The following is a 19116-nucleotide window of genomic DNA, read 5'->3' on the forward strand; positions in this document are numbered from 1 at the left end:
CCCGCTTCAGTCCCCCTCCCCCTCGTCCCCTCCCGCCTTCTCCCGCTCCTTCTCCGCCAGGTGGATCACGCACACCGTCAGCGCGATCAGCAGCGCCGGGTCCGCGTCGTCCCGGACGACGTCGACGCCGTAGGTGTCCCGGAGGGTCAGCCACCGCCGGGATACGACGGCCAGCAGCTCACCGTCGTACTCGATGGCGAACTCCCGGTCGAACACCTTGCCGCTGACGTCCAGTTCGGTGCCGTCGGCCAGGGAGACCCGGTAGTGGTTGCGCAGCAGCGACAGCCGCTTGCGCCTGATCCGGGCCAGCGGTTCACCGCCCCGCTCGATCACCATCGTGTCCCGCAGGGCGAGCATCTTCTGGTGGATGCCGATGACGACGTTCCCCCGGGCGTCCTTCAGCTCCCAGGTGTCCCGCAGCCGCATCGCCTTGCCGTCGACGAGGAAGGCCTTGTCGCCGTTGTCGTCCTCGATCCAGTAGTCGTCGCCGAAGCCGAGGAGCCGGTCGTACACGAGGAATCTCATGACGTGATCGCTTCCCCCACGCCCGGACCGAAACGCCGCCGGTAGGCCGACGGGCTGAGCCCGGTCTCCCGCCGCAGCCGTGCCCGCAGGTTCGCGGCGGTGCCCAGCCCGCTCCGTGCCGCCACCACGTCCAGCCGCTCCTCCCCGCGCTCCATCAGCCGCCGGGCGAGGGTCACGCGTTCGGCCGTCAGCCAGGCGAGGGGCGTCGTCCCCAGCTGGGCCCGGAAACGCCGGTGCAGGGTCGCCGGTGACACCGCCGCGCGCTCCGCGAGGTCCGTCACGGTCAGCGGCTCGTCCAGCCGCTCCTGCGCCCACTCCAGCAGGGGCGCGAGCGACTCGTCGGGCACGTGCGGCACCGGCCGCTCCACGAACTGCCGCTGTCCGCCGTCCCGGTGCGCGGCGAACACCAGCCGCCGGGAGACGGCGCCCGCGATCTCGGCGCCGTGGTCCTGGCGCCAGATGTGCAGCCCGAGGTCGAGCGCCGCCGCGCTGCCCGCGGCGGTGAGGATGTCGCCCTCGTCCACGAACAGCACGTCCTGCTCCAGCAGCACCCTCGGGTGCAGCCGGCGGAAGGAGTCCGTCCACAGCCAGTGGGTGGCGGCCCGCCGTCCGTCCAGCAGCCCGGCCTCGGCGAGCGCGAAGCTGCCGGTGCAGAGGCTGACGACGCGGGCGCCCCGTGCGTGCGCGCGCCGGATGGTGTCCAGGACGGCCGGGCCGCGCGGTACGACGTTGTCCGGCCGGCCGGGGACGACGAGCGTGTCCGCGTCGTCGGCGGTGTCCAGCCCGGGCACGTCGACGAGCGTGAGGAACCCGTGGTTCATCCGGATCGCGGGCGTCGGCCCGCACAGCGACACCTCGTACAGCGGCCTCGTCGGCCCCAGCTCGGGACGCGGCAGCCCGAACAGCTCGGTGGCACAGCCGACCTCGAACGGATTGGTGCCCTCGTCGACGATCACGGAGACCCGGTGCGGGCGCGGTGGCTGAGAGGATCCTTGCGGCATGTGCGATTTCTAGCACTCGTCCGGCGGACACGGCACACCCCACGATGGCGTCATGTCACAGGAACTCATGTCACAGGAGCCCGTCTCCCTCGACTCCGCCCTCGCGTCCTTCACCGAGCAGTGGAGCCCCCGCATCGTCGCCGCCGTCAACGACTACGACGTCCGTGTCGCCAAGGTCGAGGGCGAGCACGTCTGGCACGCGCACGACCACACCGACGAGTTCTTCCTGGTCCTGGCCGGCGAACTCCACATCGCGCTGCGCGGACCCGACGGCGAACGCACGGCCGTTCTGCCCAAGGGCTCGGTCTTCACCGTCCCGCGCGGCACCGAGCACAAGCCGTACGCCCCCGTCCCCACCGAGATCCTGCTCCTCGAACCGACGGGGACGTCGACCGTGGGCGACCGGCACGACGAGGTGCCCGACCACGTGGACGCCACGACGGGACACGCGCTGACGTGAGGGCGGCACGCGGACCGGCGGGGCTCAGGCGCCGTAGCCGTTGTGGTAGCCGTCCCGGGTGTGGTGGTGGGGCCGTTCCTCGACGACCGGGGTCGTCGGCGGCATCACGACGCGGCGGCGCCGGGCGATGCTGCTGAACGTCGCTACACCGATCAGGCCGACGATCATGAAGATGACACCGACCAGGTCGAGGTTCACACCCTGCATGTCCCAGTCGGTCGCGAACGTGAGGATGGCTCCCACGGCGATGAGGATGATGCACCCGCCGAGGCCCATGAGTGTCGCCTCCCTGTAGATCCGGTCGGTTCCGGGTTTCCGGTCGATCCGGTTCCGTGCGGGTACCCCCGGCCGGAACACCCATGCGACGCAGGGGTGTTCCGGCCGGGGAACGCTCGGGGCGCGGGCCTCGGCTCAGCCCTCCAGGAAAGCCACCAGCGCGTTCGCCAGCAGGTACGGGTCGTCGGCGCCGCACAACTCCCGGGCGCTGTGCATCGAGAGGATCGCGGCGCCGATGTCGACGGTGCTGATGCCGTGCCGGGCCGCCGTGATCGGGCCGATGGTCGTGCCGCACGGCATGGAGTTGTTGGAGACGAAGGTCTGGAAGGGGACGTTCGCCTTCTCGCAGGCGGCGGCGAACACCGCGCGGCCCGAACCGTCCGTGGCGTAGCGGTTGTTGACGTTGACCTTCAGGATCGGGCCGCCGTTGACGCGCGGGTGGTGCGTCGGGTCGTGCCGCTCCGCGTAGTTGGGGTGGACGGCGTGGCCCGTGTCGGAGGACAGGCAGACGGTGCCGGCGAAGGCGCGCGCCCGGTCCTCGTACGATCCGCCGCGCGCGAAGACCGAGCGTTCCAGCACGCTGCCGAGGAGCGGGCCGTCGGCGCCGGTGTCCGACTGGGAGCCGGTCTCCTCGTGGTCGAAGGCGGCCAGGACCGGGATGTACGGGAGGTCCGCGCCGGAGGTGGCGACCGCGGCCAGGGCGGCCACGCCGGCGTGCACGGACAGGAGGTTGTCCATCCGGGGCCCGGCCACCAGGTCCCGGTCGCGGCCCAGGTAGGCCGGGGGCTCCACCGAGTGGGTCATCAGGTCCCAGCCGGTGACCTCGCCGCGGGCGAGTCCCGCCTCGTCCTCCAGGAAGGCGATCAGGTCGCCGTCGCTGACGGTGTCGCCCAGGCCCCAGACGGGCTGGAGGTGGCGCTGCTTGTCGAGCTTGAGGCCCTCCGCGGACACGTTGCGGTCCATGTGGATGGCGAGTTGCGGCACGCGGAGCAGCGGGCGGTCGACGTTGACCAGGCGGGTCGTGCCGTCGCGCAGGGTGAGGCGGCCGGCCAGGCCCAGGTCGCGGTCGAGCCAGGAGTTCATCAGGGGGCCGCCGTAGATCTCCACGGCGACCTGGCGCCAGCCGTGCGCCCCGGTGTCCGGGCGGGGCTTCACGCGCAGGTTGGGGGAGTCGGTGTGCGCGCCGACGATGCGGAAGGGGGTGTGCGGGGCCGCGTCCTCGGGGGCGTACCAGGCCACGATCGCGCCGCCGCGCAGCACGTACTTGCCGCCCGCGGTGCCCTCCCAGGCGTCCGTCTCCGCGACCTGCCGGAAGCCGGCCTTCTCGAGCCGCTCGGCGGCACTCGACACGGCGTGGTACGGCGTGGGGCCGGCCGCGAGGAAGGACATGAGGTCGTCGGTGTGGCCGCGGTCGAAGCGGGAGGGTGCGCTCATGGGGTTCACCTTAACGACGTGCGAGGGCCCGCTTCCCGTGCGGCGGGAGCGGGCCCTCGTCAGGGTGTGTGGAATTGGTGGAGGGGAGCGGACGGGTCCTAGAAGGCGGCCTCGTCCAGCTCCATCAGGTCCAGTTCGACGCCCTGCGCGATCTTGCGGGCCATGGTGAGGCCCGGCAGGACGTTGGCCGCGAAGAACTTCGCGGCGGCGATCTTGCCGGTGTAGAACGCCTTGTCCCTGGCGGACGCGGTCGGCAGCTTCTCGGCGGCGATCGCGGCGCCCTTGAGGAGCAGGTAGCCGACGATCACGTCACCGGAGGCGAGGAGGAGGCGGGTGGTGTTGAGGCCCACCTTGTAGATGTTCTTGACGTCCTGCTCGGTGGCGGCGAGGTCGGTGAGCATGAGGCCGACGATGGCCTCCAGCTCGACGGCGGCCTTGGCCAGGTGCTCGCGGGCGCCGGACAGCTCCTCGCCGCCGGTGCCGAGGGCGAGGAACTTCTTGATGTCCTCGGCGAGCGAGTTCAGCGCGGCGCCCTGGTTGCGGACGATCTTCCGGAAGAAGAAGTCCTGGCCCTGGATCGCCGTGGTGCCCTCGTACAGGGTGTCGATCTTGGCGTCGCGGATGTACTGCTCGATCGGGTACTCCTGGAGGAAGCCGGAGCCGCCGAAGGTCTGGAGCGACTGGGCGAGCTGCTCGTAGGCCTTCTCCGAGCCGTAGCCCTTGACGATCGGCAGGAGCAGGTCGTTGAGGGCGTGCTCGGTGGCGGCGTCCTCGCCGTTCGCCTCCTTGACCTGGATCTCGTCCTGGACGGAGGCCGTGTACATCACCAGCGCGCGCATGCCCTCCGCGTACGCCTTCTGCGTCATGAGGGAGCGGCGGACGTCCGGGTGGTGCGTGATGGTGACCTTGGGGGCCGTCTTGTCCATGAAGTTGGCCAGGTCGGGGCCCTGGACGCGCTCCTTGGCGTACTCCAGGGCGTTGAGGTAGCCCGTGGAGAGGGTGGAGATCGCCTTCGTGCCGACCATCATCCGCGCGAACTCGATGATGCGGAACATCTGGCGGATGCCGTCGTGCTTGTCGCCGATCAGCCAGCCCTTGGCGGGGTGGCGGTCGCCGAAGGTCATCTCGCAGGTGTTGGAGGCCTTCAGGCCCATCTTGTGCTCGACGTTGGTGGCGTAGACGCCGTTGCGCGCGCCGAGCTCACCGGTCTCGAAGTCGAACTCGTACTTCGGGACGAGGAAGAGGGACAGGCCCTTGGTGCCCGGGCCGGCGCCCTCGGGGCGGGCGAGGACGTAGTGGAGGATGTTCTCCGACATGTCGTGCTCACCGGACGTGATGAAGCGCTTCACGCCCTCGATGTGCCAGGAGCCGTCCTCCTGCTGGACCGCCTTGGTCCGGCCGGCGCCGACGTCCGAGCCGGCGTCCGGCTCGGTGAGCACCATGGTGGAGCCCCACTGCTTCTCCACGGCGAAGGACGCGATGTGCTTCTGCGCCTCGTTGCCCTCCTCGAAGAGGATGCCCGCGAACGCGGGGCCGGAGGAGTACATCCACACGGCCGGGTTGGCGCCGAGGATCAGCTCCGCGTAGGCCCAGACGAGGGAGCGGGGCGAGGTGGTGCCGCCGATCTCCTCGGGCAGGCCCAGACGCCAGTACTCGGAGTCCATGAAGGCCTGGTAGCTCTTCTTGAAGGACGCCGGGACCGGCGCGGTGTTCGTCTCGGGGTCGAAGACCGGCGGGTTGCGGTCGGCGTCGGCGAAGGACTCGGCCAGCTCGTTCTCCGAGAGGCGGGTCAGCTCCTCCAGGACGCTCTTGGCGGTGTCCGTGTCCATCTCCGCGAACGGGCCGGTGCCGTACAGCTTGTCGCGGCCGAGCACCTCGAAGAGGTTGAACTCGATGTCCCGGAGATTCGGCTTGTAGTGCCCCATGGCGACGGCTCCGTTGAGAGATCGGCGAGGCACTGGCTCCTCGCATCTGTACACATACCAACTACACGTACCGAGTAGTAGCTACGATGATGCTACCCGTCGGTATTAAGAAGCAACCCCGAGCCGGACATCTGTGACTCGTTACTCGTTACTCTGTGCGGCATGTACGGCTACGACCAGACCGCGGGCCAACAGCAGCAGCAGTACGCCCCGCCGCAGCAGCCGATGTCCGGCGGATACGGGCAGCAGCCGCCGCTGTACCCCGAGCCGTCCCCGCCCTCGCTCGCGGACGCGGTGCGCGCCTTCACCACCGGCCAGATGTCCGCCGAGGACTTCCAGCAGATCTTCGCGACCTCGAAGGTCTACTGCCCGCGCGGCGACAACCCGGGCTTCCTCGCGCTGCACAACACCCAGCAGCCGGTGATTCCGATGTTCACCGGGCTCAAGGAGCTGCGCCGGTACGCGGGCAAGGAGTCCAAGTACTTCGTGATCACCGGCGCGGAGGTGATCGACCTGCTGCCGACCGGCTACGGCTTCGTGCTGGACATGGAGGGGGAGCACCGGATGGTGTTCGACGCGAAGGCCGTAGAGCAGATGGTCGATTTTGCGATGCGCCGCATGTACGGCTAGACACCGTCGCCCGACAGGTGGCCCGACCGGCCGCCGTGACCGAGGAAGCCCGGAGGGAATGCCCTCCGGGCTTTCTCGGTTCCAGGTGGCAAGAAGTTCAACGCTCAACTAAAGTGGGCGTACCCGAGGAGGTACCGACATGCCTGCAGTGACCGTCGAGAACCCGTTGACGCTGCCCCGTGTATCCGCACCCGCCGACGCCGTCGCACGTCCCGTGCTCACCGTCACGACCGCGCCCGGCGGTTTCGAGGGCGAGGGCTTCCCGGTTCGCCGCGCGTTCGCCGGGATCAACTACCGCCATCTCGACCCGTTCATCATGATGGACCAGATGGGTGAGGTGGAGTACGCGCCCGGGGAGCCGAAGGGAACGCCCTGGCACCCGCACCGCGGTTTCGAGACCGTCACCTACATCGTCGACGGGATATTCGACCACCAGGACTCCAACGGCGGCGGTGGCACCATCACCAACGGCGACACCCAGTGGATGACGGCGGGCTCCGGCCTGCTGCACATAGAGGCGCCGCCGGAGCAGCTCGTCATGTCGGGCGGACTGTTCCACGGGCTCCAGCTCTGGGTGAACCTGCCGGCCAAGGACAAGATGATGGCCCCCAGGTACCAGGACATCCGCAGTGGCTCCGTCCAGCTGCTCACCTCCCCGGACGGCGGCTCGCTGCTGCGGGTCATCGCCGGTGAGCTGGACGGCCACGAGGGCCCCGGCATCACGCACACGCCGATCACCATGGTCCACGCGACGCTCGCGCCGGGCGCGGAGATCACCTTGCCCTGGCGGGAGGAGTTCAACGGCCTGGCGTACGTGATGGCCGGCCGCGGCTCCGTGGGCGCCGAGCGGCGTCCGGTCCACCTGGGGCAGACCGCCGTCTTCGGCGCGGGAGGCTCGCTGACCGTCCGCGCGGACGAGAAGCAGGACTCCCACACCCCGGACCTGGAGGTCGTGCTGCTGGGCGGGCAGCCGATCCGCGAGCCGATGGCGCACTACGGGCCGTTCGTCATGAACACCCGGGAAGAGCTCCAGCAGGCGTTCGAGGACTTCCAGAAGGGGCGCCTGGGCACCGTCCCGGCCGTGCACGGCATGTCGTCGGCGGGACCGGACGCCTGACGCGCTCATGCGCCGGCAGGCGCCGTGCCGGCACCGCGTAACCCGGGCGGGCCGTCCACGCAGGACAGCCCGCCCGGTGCGTGATCGGCTGGGAGCGTGCAGCTGCTTCCCGGTCCGGTCCGTCGGTTCGCCGCCTGGTGTGCCGTCATCCTGCTCGCCAGCGGTGTCGTCTACGTCGCGATCCGGCTCTGCGTCGAGTTCCGCACCGCGGTGACCCCGGCGCTGCTCGCGCTGCTCGGCACCGCACTGCTCAGACCGCTGCACCGGTGGCTGGTGAAGGCGCACGTGCAGCGGTCGCTGGCCGCCGGGCTCACCTGCGTCGCCGTCGTGGCCGTGGTGGGCGGGGCCGTGTACATCGTGGTGTCCGCGCTCATCGAGACCGGCGACCAGATCATCGCCTCGCTCCGGGACGCCGCGAAGGACATCACCGACCACTTCGGGGCCGCCGGGACCTCGCTGGACGACATCGCGTCCAACGCACAGGAGCTGCTCGGCAAGTTCGGCGGTACGGCCGCCTCGGGCGTGGTCACCGGGATCAGCGTCGTCGGCGAGATGATCGCCATGGCCGTGCTCGCCCTGCTGCTCGTCTTCTTCTTCCTGCGCGACTCGGACCGGGCCACCGGGACGGTGCGGGCCATCGCCCCGCCCGGCGGCGCCGACATGGTCGAGGCGATGGCCCGGCGGGCCTTCGGGGCCGTCGAGGGGTTCATGCGGGGCACCACCCTCATCGCCCTCATCGACGCGACCTGCATCACGATCGGGCTGCTCGTCCTCCGCGTCCCCGGCGCGGTGGGGCTCGGCGCGCTGGTCTTCGTCGGCGCCTACATCCCCTACCTCGGCGCCTTCATCTCCGGAGCCGTCGCCGTGCTGGTCGCGCTGGCCGACCGGGGCTTCGTCATCGCACTGTGGGCCCTCGGGGTGGTCCTGGCCGTGCAGGTGCTGGAGGGGCACATCCTCCAGCCGATGGTCCAGAGCCGGACCGTGCACATGCATCCGGCCATCGTGCTGCTGGCCCTGACCGCGGGGGCGTCGGTGGCCGGCATCCTGGGGATGCTCCTCGCCGTTCCCCTCACGGCCGCCGCCTTCGGGGTGGTCCACGAACTCCAGGGGCGTTACGCGGCCTCGGGTTCGCCGGCCGGGCCGCCGCCCCGGCCGTCTCCGGGCCCGTCCTCCGGACCCGCCGACTCGTAGACCTCGTACCAGATGCTCTTGCCCTTGCCGCGCGGGGCGACGCCCCACGCGTCCGCCAGCAGTTCGATCAGTATCAGGCCGCGTCCGGAGGACGCCATCTCCCCCGGACGGCGCTTGTGCGGCAGGTCGTCGCCGCTGTCGGTGACCTCCACCCGGATCTGCCGCGCGCCCGGCTCCCCGGCGACCTCGGCCACCAGCAGGGCGTCGGCGTCGGTGTGGACCAGGACGTTCGTCAGCATCTCGGAGAGCAGGAGCACCGCGGCGTCCCGCTGCTCCTCGCTGGGCCAGTCGTGCAGCAGGTCGCGCAGATGCTGCCGGGCGGTGGCGATCCGCGCGGGCTCGGCCTGCGCGACCGTCAGCATCGTGCGGCGTACCGGGGCGCGGGCCACGGTGCTGTCGCCGCAGCCGCAGCCCTCGCCCTGCCGGCACAGCAGCAGCAGGGCGATGTCGTCCTCCCGCCGGTCGGCCAGCGGGCCGGTGGTGTGGTGCGAGGAGGGTCCGTGGACGGCCTGGACCAGCGCGTCGGCCAGTTCCTCCAGGCCGCCGTCGTGCTCCTCCAGGATGACGCGCAGCCGGTGCCAGCCGGTCTGCAGATCGTGGCCGCCGGTCTCGACCAGACCGTCCGTGCACAGCATCAGGGTGTCCCCGGGCTCCAGGGCGAGCCGGGTGATCGGGTAGTCGGAGTCCGGGTCGATGCCGAGGGGCAGCCCGCCCGCCGTGGCGAGGATCAGCGCCGTCCCGTCCGCCATGCGTACGACCGGGTCCAGGTGCCCGGCGCGGGCACTCTCCACGGTGCCGGTCGCGGGGTCGACCTCCGCGTAGTAGCAGGTCGCGAAGCGCAGGTCCCCGGGGTCGTCACCGGACTGGGCGAGACCGTGGAAGAAGTGGGAGGCGCGGGCGAGCACCGCGTCGGGACGGTGCCCCTCGGCGGCGTAGGCGCGCAGGGCGATACGCAGCTGGCCCATCAGTCCGGCCGCCCGTACGTCGTGCCCCTGGACGTCGCCGATGACCAGGGCGAAGCGCCCCCCGGGCAGCTGGATCATGTCGTACCAGTCGCCGCCGACCTGGAGGCCGCCGCCGGTGGGGACGTAGCGGGCGGCGACGCCCATGCCGGGGATCTCCGGGCCGAGCACGGGCAGCATGGTGCGCTGCAGCCCCTCGGTCAGCTCCCGCTGGGTCTCGGCGGCGCCCGCCCGGGACAGGGCCTGTGCCAGCATCCGCGCCACGGTGGTCAGCACCGACCGTTCGTCCGGCGTGAACGCGACCGGGTAGGCGAAGGCGGCCATCCAGGCGCCCATCGGGCGGCCCGCCACGGTCAGCGGCAGGAAGGCCCACGAACGGCGGCCGAAGCGTTCGGCGAGCGGCCAGGTGAGGGGGTAGTGGGACCGGTACTGCTCGGGGGAGGAGAGATAGACGGCACGGCCGGTGCGGACCACCTCGGCGGCCGGGTAGTCCGTCTCCAGCGGCATGTTCACGAACGGGTTCATGTCGTTCTGCGGCTGTCCGTGGTGGCCGATGACCGTCAGGCGATCGCCCGACACCCCGAAGACCGCCAGCCCGTCCGGGGTGAACCCCGGCATCGACAGGCCCGCCGCGACCCGCAGCACCTCCTCGGTGGACCGCGCCTCGGCCAGCGCCCGGCCCGCGTCCAGCAGGAAGGCCTCCCGTGAGCGGCGCCAGTCGCCGGTGACCGCGCTGCGCCCGGCGGGGGTGCCCGGGGTCGGCTCGGCGACCTCTTGCAGGGTGCCGATCAGCTCGTACGCCTTGCGCACGGGGTCGAACGACGGCTTGGAGCGGCTGCGGACGATCCGGACGATGTGGCCCTGCTCGTCCATGATGCGGATCCGGACCTCGGCGAGGGTGCTCTCGGCGACGGCGAGCTGGACCACCCCGGTGATCTCGTTCCAGTCCACCGGATGCAGCCGGGCCCGTACCTGGGCCTCGGTGTGACTCGCCCGTTCCGGGGGCAGCCCGAGCAGCCGGGCCGCCTCCGCGTCGACCGTGACCGTCCCCGCGGCGGTGTCCCAGTGCCACAGACCGGTCGCGAGGGCGGCAAGGACCTCCCCCACCTCGGGCAGCGGCTCACCAGTGCGCATTCATCCACTGTAGGAAGAGGTGATCGGACACTGCCACCGGTCGACCCCGGGCCCGCGTCGCGTCAATGGGGAGGAGGAGAGCTGTGCCCGGCCGGTACGCTGGGGGTTGTTTCACGCTGGGGTTGTTTCACGTGAAACGCGGAACACCATCCCCGATCCACGAAGGCTGGATGAACGACGATGCATCGGTACAGGTCCCACACCTGCGGCGAGCTCCGCTCCTCTGACGTCGGCACCGACGTCCGGCTGAGTGGCTGGCTGCACAATCGGCGCGACCTGGGCGGCATCCTCTTCATCGATCTGCGCGATCACCACGGCATCACGCAGCTCGTCGCCCGTCCGGGCACCGCGGCGTACGAGGCGCTGGACAAACTGACCAAGGAATCGACCGTTCGTGTCGACGGCAAGGTCGTCTCCCGGGGCGCCGACAACATCAACCCCGACCTGCCCACCGGCGAGGTAGAGGTCGAGGTGGGCGAGGTCGAGCTGCTCGGCGCCGCCCAGCCGCTGCCGTTCACCATCAACGCCGAGGACGGGGTCAACGAGGAGCGGCGCCTGGAGTACCGCTTCCTGGACCTGCGCCGCGAGCGCATGCACCGCAACATCATGCTGCGTACGTCGGTCATCTCCTCGATCCGCAGCAAGATGGTGGCCCTCGGCTTCAACGAGATGGCGACGCCCATCCTCACCGCCACCTCCCCCGAGGGTGCCCGCGACTTCGTGGTCCCCTCCCGTCTGCACGCGGGCCGCTTCTACGCGCTGCCGCAGGCGCCGCAGCAGTTCAAGCAGCTGCTGATGATCTCCGGCTTCGACCGGTACTTCCAGATCGCGCCCTGCTTCCGTGACGAGGACGCCCGCGCCGACCGTTCGCCGGGCGAGTTCTACCAGCTCGACGTCGAGATGAGCTTCGTCGAGCAGGAGGACGTCTTCCAGCCGGTCGAGCGGCTGATGACGGAGCTGTTCACGGAGTTCGGCAACGGCCGTGAGGTCACGTCCCCCTTCCCGCGGATCCCGTTCCGCGAGGCCATGCTGAAATACGGCTCCGACAAGCCGGACCTGCGCGCCAAGCTGGAGCTCGTCGACATCACCGACGTCTTCGCGGGCTCGGAGTTCAAGGCCTTCGCCGGCAAGCACGTCCGCGCGCTGCCGGTGCCGGACGTGGCGGGCCAGTCCCGCAAGTTCTTCGACCAGCTCGGCGACTACGCCGTCACGCAGGGCGCCAAGGGCCTGGCCTGGGTCCGCGTCGGCGAGGACGGCGCGCTGACCGGCCCGATCGCGAAGTTCCTCACCGAGGAGAACGTCGCGGAGCTGACCAAGCGGCTCGCCCTGGCCCCCGGCCACGCGGTGTTCTTCGGCGCCGGCGAGTTCGACGAGGTCTCGAAGATCATGGGCGCGGTGCGGGTCGAGGCCGCCAAGCGCGCCGGGCACTTCGAGGAGAACGTCTTCCGGTTCTGCTGGATCGTCGACTTCCCGATGTACGAGAAGGACGAGGAGACGGGGAAGATCGACTTCTCCCACAACCCGTTCTCGATGCCGCAGGGCGGCATGGACGCCCTGGAGAACCAGGACCCGCTGGACATCCTCGCCTGGCAGTACGACATCGTCTGCAACGGCGTCGAGCTGTCCTCCGGCGCGATCCGGAACCACGAGCCCGACATCATGCTCAAGGCCTTCGGAATCGCGGGCTACGACGCGGAGACCGTCGAGCGCGAGTTCGCCGGCATGCTGCGCGCGCTGCGCTTCGGCGCCCCGCCGCACGGTGGCATCGCCCCGGGCGTCGACCGCATCGTCATGCTGCTCGCCGACGAGCCCAACATCCGCGAGACGATCGCCTTCCCGCTCAACGGCAACGCCCAGGACCTGATGATGGGCGCGCCGACCGAGCTGGACGAGACCCGGCTGCGCGAACTGCACCTGACGGTGCGCAAGCCGCAGCCGAAGTAGTCCGCCGACGGCACGGCACGGCACGGCACCGCGTAGGGCCCGGCACCGGATCGACCTCCGGTGCCGGGCCCTACGTCGTCGTCACGCCTGGTCCTCGCTCCGGTAGAGCGGCAGGTCCCGGGTCGGGATGGTCCAGTCGGCGATGGTGACGTCCTCGCCGTAGACGAAGTCCTTGCGGGTGGCGTAGCGGGGGCCGTCGGGGGTGGTGTGGATGTCGGTGAGGACGGCGCCGGTGCCTGTGCGGGGGTCGAAGACCGCGTAGACGGGGATGCCGAGCAGGGGGTAGTCGCGCACTTTGCCCACCCAGTCGTTGCCCGGGTTGGAGCGGGAGACGACCTCGACGGCAGCGATGAGCGACCGGGGGTCGAACGATCCCTCGATGTCCATGTCCTCCTCGGCGATCACCATCAGATCGGGCCGCCGCATGACGCCTTCGGGCTCGTCCTCCACGTCCGGCTCACCGGTGTGCGCCACGATCTCTTCCGGCATCACCTTCTCCAGGCGCTTCCGGAGCCGCAGTGTGGTCAGCTCGTGCCGACCGCTGGGCGACATCATGTCGTGGACGATCCCTTCCTTGGTGATCTCGAACTTGCCGGGCAGCGTGTCGTCCGAGGACTGAACGAAGTCGCGCATGGCCCGGTAGGGGTGGGAGGCGCCCTGCTGCGCGTTGTCGGGTGCGATGGTCATGGCGCTCGCTCCTCGTCGTGTGTGCCCACGGGCTCGGGCAAGGATCGTCGAGTTCATGCTAGGCGTCCTCCGGGTGATCGGTTCGGCAGTCGCGGCAGCGGCCGGGATCCGGGGCGCGGAAGGGGCGGTCGCAGCCGTCGCAGGTCTGGAACGGGTGCCGGGGCTCGGGGGCCTGCGGGGCCGGTGGCCGGAGCGGTGGTGGGGGCGGCAACTGGGCGGTCAGGCGGTGGGCGAGGAAGGCGGCCGGCCGGATCAGGGGCTCGAGCGGCAGGTTCTCGGTCAGGGCGTGGCGTACGGCGGTGGGGCTGACCTCGCGTTCCAGCCAGGCGGCGACGCCCGGGGCGAGGTGTTCGGCGTCGGTGGCCGAGAGGAGGAGGCGGGGGTCGCGGCGGCGCAGGCCGGTGAGGACGTCGACGGCCGCCTGGAGGAGGGCGGGGGCGGGACACGACGGCTGGGGCACGGCGGGGAGGCGCTTGCGCGGCGGCGGCTTCTCCTGGGCCGCGCGCCGGGCGGAGGGGCGGGATGCCGTCTCCCGTGCGCCGCCGCTGCTGTGTCCGGGCCTGTTGCAGGAGACCGTGCGGGTGACGATCCGGCCGGTGGACGTGCGCGTACACGTGCGTCGCAGGTAGCCGTGTTTCTCCAGCTCGCGCAGTCCGGCGGCGATGCGGGTCGGGCCCTCGGGGAAGCGGGCGGCGAGGCTCTTGATGTCGACGGAGGTGCCCTGCCGCACGGACTGGATGTAACAGGAGAGCCCGATGGCGAGCAGGGACAGCTCCTTGTGCTGGACGAGGTGGTTGCCGACCACCGTGAAGCTCTCGGTGTGGCGGACGTTGTCGTGGACGACGCCCGCGAGCGGCTGCTCGTGGGAGTGGTCTTCGTCCGGGGTTCCGGACGTGGCGGGCATGGGCGCGTTAGGGTGCTGGGCAGTCATCGGGAAGCGATCTCTTCCTTGGTGGCTAGGCCCTCGCATTGGGATCCCACTCCCGGCGAGGGCCGTCGCATGTCTGGTGGTGTGTCGCCGCTGAGCGTAGGGCAGACAACCGGTCCCGAATCCAGCCAAGTTGGCATATTCACTCGCCGGAGTGACCGCGCCCGGCGGGAGGGAGGGGAGGGGCTTGGTGGGTTGCTTTCTCCCCAGTTGGTGGTTCATAGGGGGCGCGGGTGCGACCGGAACCCGCCCCGTCGTGTTCCGGCGTTTTCTGGGGCGGGAGGGCGAGTTCGGCCCAGACCGTTTTGCGGGGCGGCAGGCCGGGGGTCACTCCCCAGCGGTCGGCGAGGGCCGCCACGAGGGCCAGACCGCGACCGGACTCGTCGGCGGGGCCGGTGGGGCGCAGGCACGGCAGCCGGTCACCGCGCGTGTCCGTGACCTCGATGCGGAGGGTCTCGCCGACCACGTAGAGCAGGAGCTGGAAGTTCCGGCCCGGGACGCGTCCGTGGGTGGCTGCGTTGTTCGCCAGCTCGGCGACGATGTGTGCCGCCGGGTCCAATGGCAATCCCCAGGCGCGCAGTTGTTCGGTTGTCAGCAGCCGGGCGAGACGGGCGCCCCGGGGCGTGGGGGACAGCAGGAGGCTGAAGTTGCGGACGCGTCCGCCGGGCTGGGCGAGTTTCTGATTCACGTCACTCAGCGTGGCCGCAGCTGCGTACCGTGAGGAGTGATGACGCCGTTGCGTACGGTGACTGTCTGGCGGTTGTCCGGTGGTGTCCGGGCTTGTCAGGGCGGTGCGTGCGGGTAGGGCGTGGCTGGTACGAGGCGGCACGACGGAGGGGCGCGCGCATGTCGGTGGACGGTGAGGTTCGGCGGCTCAGGACCGAGGCTGACGAGCCCGGGTGGGAGGTGGACCCGGACGACGAGTGGGGCGTGGCGGTGGTCGCCACCGTGGGGCGGCAGCTGAAGCTGCGCCGGGAGGCCGTGGGGATGCGGGCCGGGGAGTTCGGCAGGGCCGTGGGGTACGGCGAGGATCTCGTCTACAAGATCGAGGGCGGGAAGCGGATTCCCCGGCCGGAGTACCTGGAGATGGCCGACGAGGTGCTGGGGGCGGGTGGGCTGCTCGCCGCGATGAAGGAGGACGTGGCGAAGGTCCGGTACCCGAAGAGGGTGCGGGATCTTGCTCAGATGGAGGCGCGGGCGGTGGAGATCGGGGTGTACGAGAACAGCAACATCGCTGGTCTCCTGCAGACTCCGGAGTACACCAGGGCGCTGCTTGAGTCTTGGCAGCCTGCCTACACACCAGAGGACCTGGAACGCCGAGTGGCCGCCCGTATCGCTCGCCAGGCCGTCTACGAGCGGTCTCCTGCGCCCGCGCTGAGCTTCGTCCTGGAAGAGGGGACGCTTCGGCGCAAGGTGGGAGGCACAATGGTTCGACGGCAGCAATTCGAACGCTTGCTGGAGGTGGGGCAGATGAACAGTGTCACTCTCCAGGTGATGCCGATGGAGAGTGGACCGCACCCCGGCATGAGCGGCAGGATCGAAGTGCTGAAGTTCGAGGACGGCACGGCGGTGGGACGCTCCGACGGGGCGTTCAACGGACGCCCGACGCACGATCCGAGGCAGCTTCGCATTCTTGAGCTGCGGTACGGCACCATCCGGGCGCAGGCTTTCCCGCCAGGGGAGTCGCTGTCCTTCATCGAGCAACTGCTGGGAGACACATGATCCGCAAGGCCCTCGCCGGTGACGCCTCCGAACTGGCTTGGTTCAAGAGCAGTTACAGCAGCGGCCCCGACGGCGACTCCTGCGTCGAGGTGGCGACCACCCCCGGCACCGTCCACGTCCGCGACTCCAAGTACCGCGACGCGAGCCCCCGCCTCGCGGTGGCGCCGGAGGCGTGGGCGGACCTTGTGACATACGCGTCCGGAAGCTGATTTCTCAACCGCGCGTTCCCCGGGTCCGGTTGTCACCGGGCGCGGGGCGCGTTGTACGTTCGAGCTCAGTGGACGGTCAGCTGCGAGAAGCTGATCGTGAGGGTCTCCGTCGGTGTGCCGTTCGCTCCGGCCGGGGGCTGGTCGATCCTGGTGACGCTGGGGTCCGCCATCTCGTACCGCTTCACGGGGTTGTTCTGGTAGTCGAGAATGACGAGGGAGACGGTCTCGGGCGTGGTCTCTCCGGCCGTGAACCTGGTGAGCTCCTCGGACCTGGTCTCGCCGCGAACGATCACCGCCTCCCCACCCGCGCCGGCGCCGGGGATCAGGCTGCGACCGGCCCTGCCGTTCTGCGACTGCTGCGTGGTCTGCTCGTCTTCTGCCATGCGCAGGCTGGAGACCTCCGCGAGGTACTCGACGTCTCGGCCTTCCATGTTGAAGGCGAAGTTGTGGGAGGTGAGGGCGTCCCCCGCCAGGATGTCCTTCGTCTTCACCTCCTCGGTCGCGCTGGAACGGGGCTTCGCCTCGGCGTCGGACGAGCTCGCGCCCGACGATCCCGCGTCCGACGAGCCGCTGCCGCATGCGGTCAGCAGCCCCAGGGAGAGCAGCCCCGCGGTGGCCGCGACTGCGATGCGACGGTGGCGAAGGCGGGTGGAGGTGGAGCGGGCCATGGTGAATTCCCTGTGTCGTCGGACGTCCCGTACCGGGCGTCACTGACACTTTCAACCCGCTGTACAGCTTGCATTGTGATCATGTCACGGGCTTGCTATCGAGGCTTCGGACGGTGACCGCTTCAAGGGCGTGGCAGCCGGCCTCGCGGCCTGCCCCGTCTCCTCGTACCGGGCGACCTACCGCGCCACGAACTGGGTCAGGATCGCCTGGACCTCGTAGATGTCGACGCCCTTGGTGAAGGTCTTCTCGATGGGGGTCTGGGAGCCCGAGAGCCAGATCTTCAGTTCGGCGTCGAGGTCGAAGTGGCCGGCCGTCTCGACCGAGAAGTGCGTGATGCTGCGGTACGGGATCGAGTGGTACTCGGTCTTCTTGCCGGTGATGCCCTGCTTGTCGACCAGGATCAGACGCCGGTCGGTGAGCAGGATGGTGTCGCGGATCAGCAGGTAGGCGGCGTGGATCTGCTCTCCGTGGCCGAGCAGACGCGCGTAGTCCTGCTGCGCCTGGGCCGGGTTGATGCTGTGTGCGTTGCCGAACAGTGCCATGGCTGGTGCCCCCTCGTGAGCCGGTGTGCTCGTCCGATCTTCGCAAAACGGAAGGCCCGGGAGAAGGTCTGCCTTCTCCCGGGCCCCGTGCTGTAGCGAGCGCGTTACGCGGTCGGCTTCTCCTCGAGACGCGGGAAGAGCACCGCGCCCTTGGTGACCGTCGAGCCGGCCGGCAGCCGGCCCCAGTCCGCCGCCTCCTGGACCCTCTGGTCCGCGAGGGCGCCGAGGGACGCCTCGGCGCCCAGGGAGTCCCAGAGCTTCTGGGAGGTGTCCGGCATGATCGGGTTGAGGAGGACCGCCACCGCGCGGAGCGACTCGGCGGCCGTGTAGAGGATCGTCGCCAGGCGGGCCTTGCCCTCGTCCGACGTGTCCTTCGCGACCTTCCAGGGCTCCTGCTCGGTGATGTAGCCGTTGACCTGCTTCACGAAGTCGAAGACGGCCAGGATGCCGCCCTGGAAGTCCAGCTCCTCGCCGATCTTCCGGTCGGCCTCCGCGACGGCCTTGGCCAGGCCGTCGTGGATCGCCTTCTCCGCGTCCCCGTCGGCCGCCGAGGCCGGCAGCGCGCCGCCGAAGTACTTGCCGACCATGGCCGCGACGCGGGACGCGAGGTTGCCGTAGTCGTTGGCCAGCTCGCTGGTGTAGCGGGCGGAGAAGTCCTCCCAGGAGAACGAGCCGTCCTGGCCGAACGCGATCGCGCGCAGGAAGTACCAGCGGTACGCGTCCACGCCGAAGTGCGAGGTCAGGTCCTGCGGCTTGATGCCGGTCAGGTTGGACTTGCTCATCTTCTCGCCGCCGACCATCAGCCAGCCGTTCGCGGCGATCTTCCCGGGCAGGGGCAGGCCCTGCGCCATCAGCATCGCCGGCCAGATGATCGCGTGGAAGCGGAGGATGTCCTTGCCGACCAGGTGCACGTCGGCCGGGAAGGTCGCCTCGAACTTCTCCGGGTTCTCGTTGTAGCCGACCGCCGTGGCGTAGTTCAGCAGGGCGTCGACCCACACGTAGATGACGTGCTTGTCGTCCCAGGGGACCGGCACGCCCCAGTCGAAGGTCGAGCGGGAGATGGAGAGGTCCTGGAGGCCCTGGCGGACGAAGTTCACGACCTCGTTGCGCGCGGACTCGGGCTGGATGAAGCCCGGGTTGGCCTCGTAGTGGGCGAGCAGCTTCTCGCTGTACTCGCTCAGCTTGAAGAAGTAGTTCTCCTCGCTGAGGATCTCCACCGGCTTCTTGTGGATCGGGCACAGCTTCTGGCCCGCGTACTCGCCCTCGCCGTCGAGCAGCTCGCCGGGGAGCTTGTACTCCTCGCAGCCCACGCAGTACGGGCCCTCGTAGCCGCCCTTGTAGATCTCGTCCTTGTCGTACAGGTCCTGCACGAACTCCTGGACGCGGTCGGTGTGCCGCTTCTGCGTGGTGCGGATGAAGTCGTCGTTCGCGATGTCGAGGTGCTCCCACAGGGGCTTCCAGGCCTCGGTGACGAGCTTGTCGGCCCAGGCCTGCGGGGTGACCCCGTTCGCCTCGGCCGTGCGCATGATCTTCTGACCGTGCTCGTCCGTGCCGGTGAGGTACCACACCTTCTCACCGCGCTGGCGGTGCCAGCGGGTGAGCACGTCGCCTGCGACGGTCGTATAGGCGTGGCCCAGGTGAGGAGCGTCGTTGACGTAGTAGATGGGGGTCGAGACGTAGAACGCCTTCGCCCCCTGCTTCTCGTTTCCAGTGGCCGCCATGGTCGAAATCCTACTGGTCGGATGGAGATCGACTCACAC

Annotated in this window: 19 protein-coding genes; 7 read left to right on the top strand and 12 right to left on the bottom strand. The window is 70.1% G+C overall.

The genetic code is table 11. The annotated features are described in order from the left end of the window. Positions 1-6 precede the first annotated feature (6 nt). Both ACH4NX_RS24935 and ACH4NX_RS24940 read right to left on the bottom strand, forming a co-directional pair. Entirely contained in the window at positions 7-525 is a 519-nt protein-coding gene (locus ACH4NX_RS24935; protein WP_351387405.1) for an LURP-one-related family protein, read from the bottom strand. Continuing rightward, positions 522-1526 (bottom strand): helix-turn-helix domain-containing protein, encoded by a 1005-nt coding sequence (locus tag ACH4NX_RS24940; RefSeq protein ID WP_398128746.1) that lies wholly within the window; start codon positions 1524-1526, stop codon positions 522-524. Before ACH4NX_RS24940 ends, ACH4NX_RS24935 begins: the two co-directional genes overlap by 4 nt. A 67-nt stretch (positions 1527-1593) precedes the next feature. Here ACH4NX_RS24940 and ACH4NX_RS24945 point away from each other — a divergent pair, with 67 nt between their 5' ends. Then, positions 1594-1986 (top strand): cupin domain-containing protein, encoded by a 393-nt coding sequence (locus tag ACH4NX_RS24945; RefSeq protein WP_351387739.1) that lies wholly within the window; start codon positions 1594-1596, stop codon positions 1984-1986. A gap of 24 nt (positions 1987-2010) precedes the next feature. On the opposite strand, the gene ACH4NX_RS24950 is transcribed toward ACH4NX_RS24945, so the two are convergent. From ACH4NX_RS24950 to ACH4NX_RS24960, 3 genes are all read right to left on the bottom strand, one after another. Then, positions 2011-2262 (bottom strand): DUF6458 family protein, encoded by a 252-nt coding sequence (locus ACH4NX_RS24950; protein ID WP_055418875.1) that lies wholly within the window; start codon positions 2260-2262, stop codon positions 2011-2013. A 135-nt stretch (positions 2263-2397) separates the two neighbouring features. Beyond that, a complete protein-coding gene (locus ACH4NX_RS24955; RefSeq protein WP_398128745.1) occupies positions 2398-3696 on the bottom strand; it encodes a M18 family aminopeptidase in 1299 nt (432 codons plus the stop codon). Positions 3697-3794: 98 nt separating this feature from the next. Continuing rightward, entirely contained in the window at positions 3795-5621 is a 1827-nt protein-coding gene (locus ACH4NX_RS24960; protein ID WP_398128744.1) for an acyl-CoA dehydrogenase, read from the bottom strand. 162 nt (positions 5622-5783) lie between these two features. Here ACH4NX_RS24960 and ACH4NX_RS24965 point away from each other — a divergent pair, with 162 nt between their 5' ends. The 3 genes from ACH4NX_RS24965 to ACH4NX_RS24975 all read left to right on the top strand — a co-directional run bounded on the left by ACH4NX_RS24965 (position 5784) and on the right by ACH4NX_RS24975 (position 8559). Then, positions 5784-6251, top strand: coding sequence for an SseB family protein (locus tag ACH4NX_RS24965; protein WP_107477858.1), 468 nt, complete (start codon positions 5784-5786; stop codon positions 6249-6251). Between the two features lie 139 nt (positions 6252-6390). Continuing rightward, a complete protein-coding gene (locus ACH4NX_RS24970; RefSeq protein WP_351387394.1) occupies positions 6391-7368 on the top strand; it encodes a pirin family protein in 978 nt (325 codons plus the stop codon). A 96-nt stretch (positions 7369-7464) separates the two neighbouring features. Continuing rightward, a complete protein-coding gene (locus tag ACH4NX_RS24975) occupies positions 7465-8559 on the top strand; it encodes an AI-2E family transporter (RefSeq protein ID WP_351387391.1) in 1095 nt (364 codons plus the stop codon). On the opposite strand, the gene ACH4NX_RS24980 is transcribed toward ACH4NX_RS24975, so the two are convergent. Continuing rightward, positions 8481-10655: a SpoIIE family protein phosphatase gene (locus ACH4NX_RS24980; RefSeq protein WP_351387389.1), complete on the bottom strand. Its 2175-nt coding sequence runs from the start codon at positions 10653-10655 to the stop codon at positions 8481-8483. The genes ACH4NX_RS24975 and ACH4NX_RS24980 overlap by 79 nt on opposite strands. 180 nt (positions 10656-10835) lie before the next feature. Between ACH4NX_RS24980 and aspS the strand changes: the two genes are divergently transcribed. Further along, on the top strand, positions 10836-12599 hold the full coding sequence (gene aspS / locus ACH4NX_RS24985; RefSeq protein ID WP_398128743.1) for an aspartate--tRNA ligase: 1764 nt from the start codon (positions 10836-10838) through the stop codon (positions 12597-12599). Between the two features lie 81 nt (positions 12600-12680). On the opposite strand, the gene ACH4NX_RS24990 is transcribed toward aspS, so the two are convergent. From ACH4NX_RS24990 to ACH4NX_RS25000, 3 genes are all read right to left on the bottom strand, one after another. Then, a complete protein-coding gene (locus tag ACH4NX_RS24990) occupies positions 12681-13286 on the bottom strand; it encodes a Uma2 family endonuclease (RefSeq protein WP_351387384.1) in 606 nt (201 codons plus the stop codon). Between the two features lie 58 nt (positions 13287-13344). Continuing rightward, positions 13345-14217 (bottom strand): helix-turn-helix domain-containing protein, encoded by an 873-nt coding sequence (locus ACH4NX_RS24995; RefSeq protein ID WP_398128742.1) that lies wholly within the window; start codon positions 14215-14217, stop codon positions 13345-13347. Between the two features lie 139 nt (positions 14218-14356). Then, positions 14357-14902, bottom strand: a complete 546-nt coding sequence (locus ACH4NX_RS25000) for an ATP-binding protein (RefSeq protein ID WP_398128741.1) — start codon at positions 14900-14902, stop codon at positions 14357-14359. Between the two features lie 158 nt (positions 14903-15060). Here ACH4NX_RS25000 and ACH4NX_RS25005 point away from each other — a divergent pair, with 158 nt between their 5' ends. Together ACH4NX_RS25005 and ACH4NX_RS25010 are read left to right on the top strand one after the other, a co-directional pair. Further along, positions 15061-15936, top strand: a complete 876-nt coding sequence (locus tag ACH4NX_RS25005; protein ID WP_351387377.1) for a helix-turn-helix transcriptional regulator — start codon at positions 15061-15063, stop codon at positions 15934-15936. Next, positions 15933-16145: a DUF397 domain-containing protein gene (locus ACH4NX_RS25010; protein WP_351387375.1), complete on the top strand. Its 213-nt coding sequence runs from the start codon at positions 15933-15935 to the stop codon at positions 16143-16145. The genes ACH4NX_RS25005 and ACH4NX_RS25010 overlap by 4 nt, the downstream gene beginning before the upstream one ends. Positions 16146-16210: 65 nt before the next feature. On the opposite strand, the gene ACH4NX_RS25015 is transcribed toward ACH4NX_RS25010, so the two are convergent. From ACH4NX_RS25015 to metG, 3 genes are all read right to left on the bottom strand, one after another. Beyond that, a complete protein-coding gene (locus ACH4NX_RS25015) occupies positions 16211-16813 on the bottom strand; it encodes a hypothetical protein (protein WP_398128740.1) in 603 nt (200 codons plus the stop codon). 177 nt (positions 16814-16990) lie between these two features. After that, entirely contained in the window at positions 16991-17356 is a 366-nt protein-coding gene (locus ACH4NX_RS25020; protein WP_279564350.1) for a PH domain-containing protein, read from the bottom strand. Positions 17357-17460: 104 nt separating this feature from the next. Continuing rightward, on the bottom strand, positions 17461-19077 hold the full coding sequence (gene metG, locus ACH4NX_RS25025) for a methionine--tRNA ligase (RefSeq protein WP_351387369.1): 1617 nt from the start codon (positions 19075-19077) through the stop codon (positions 17461-17463). Positions 19078-19116: the final 39 nt, after the last annotated feature.

Source organism: Streptomyces sp. NPDC017225 (assembly GCF_044331465.1).
GTDB lineage: Bacteria > Actinomycetota > Actinomycetes > Streptomycetales > Streptomycetaceae > Streptomyces.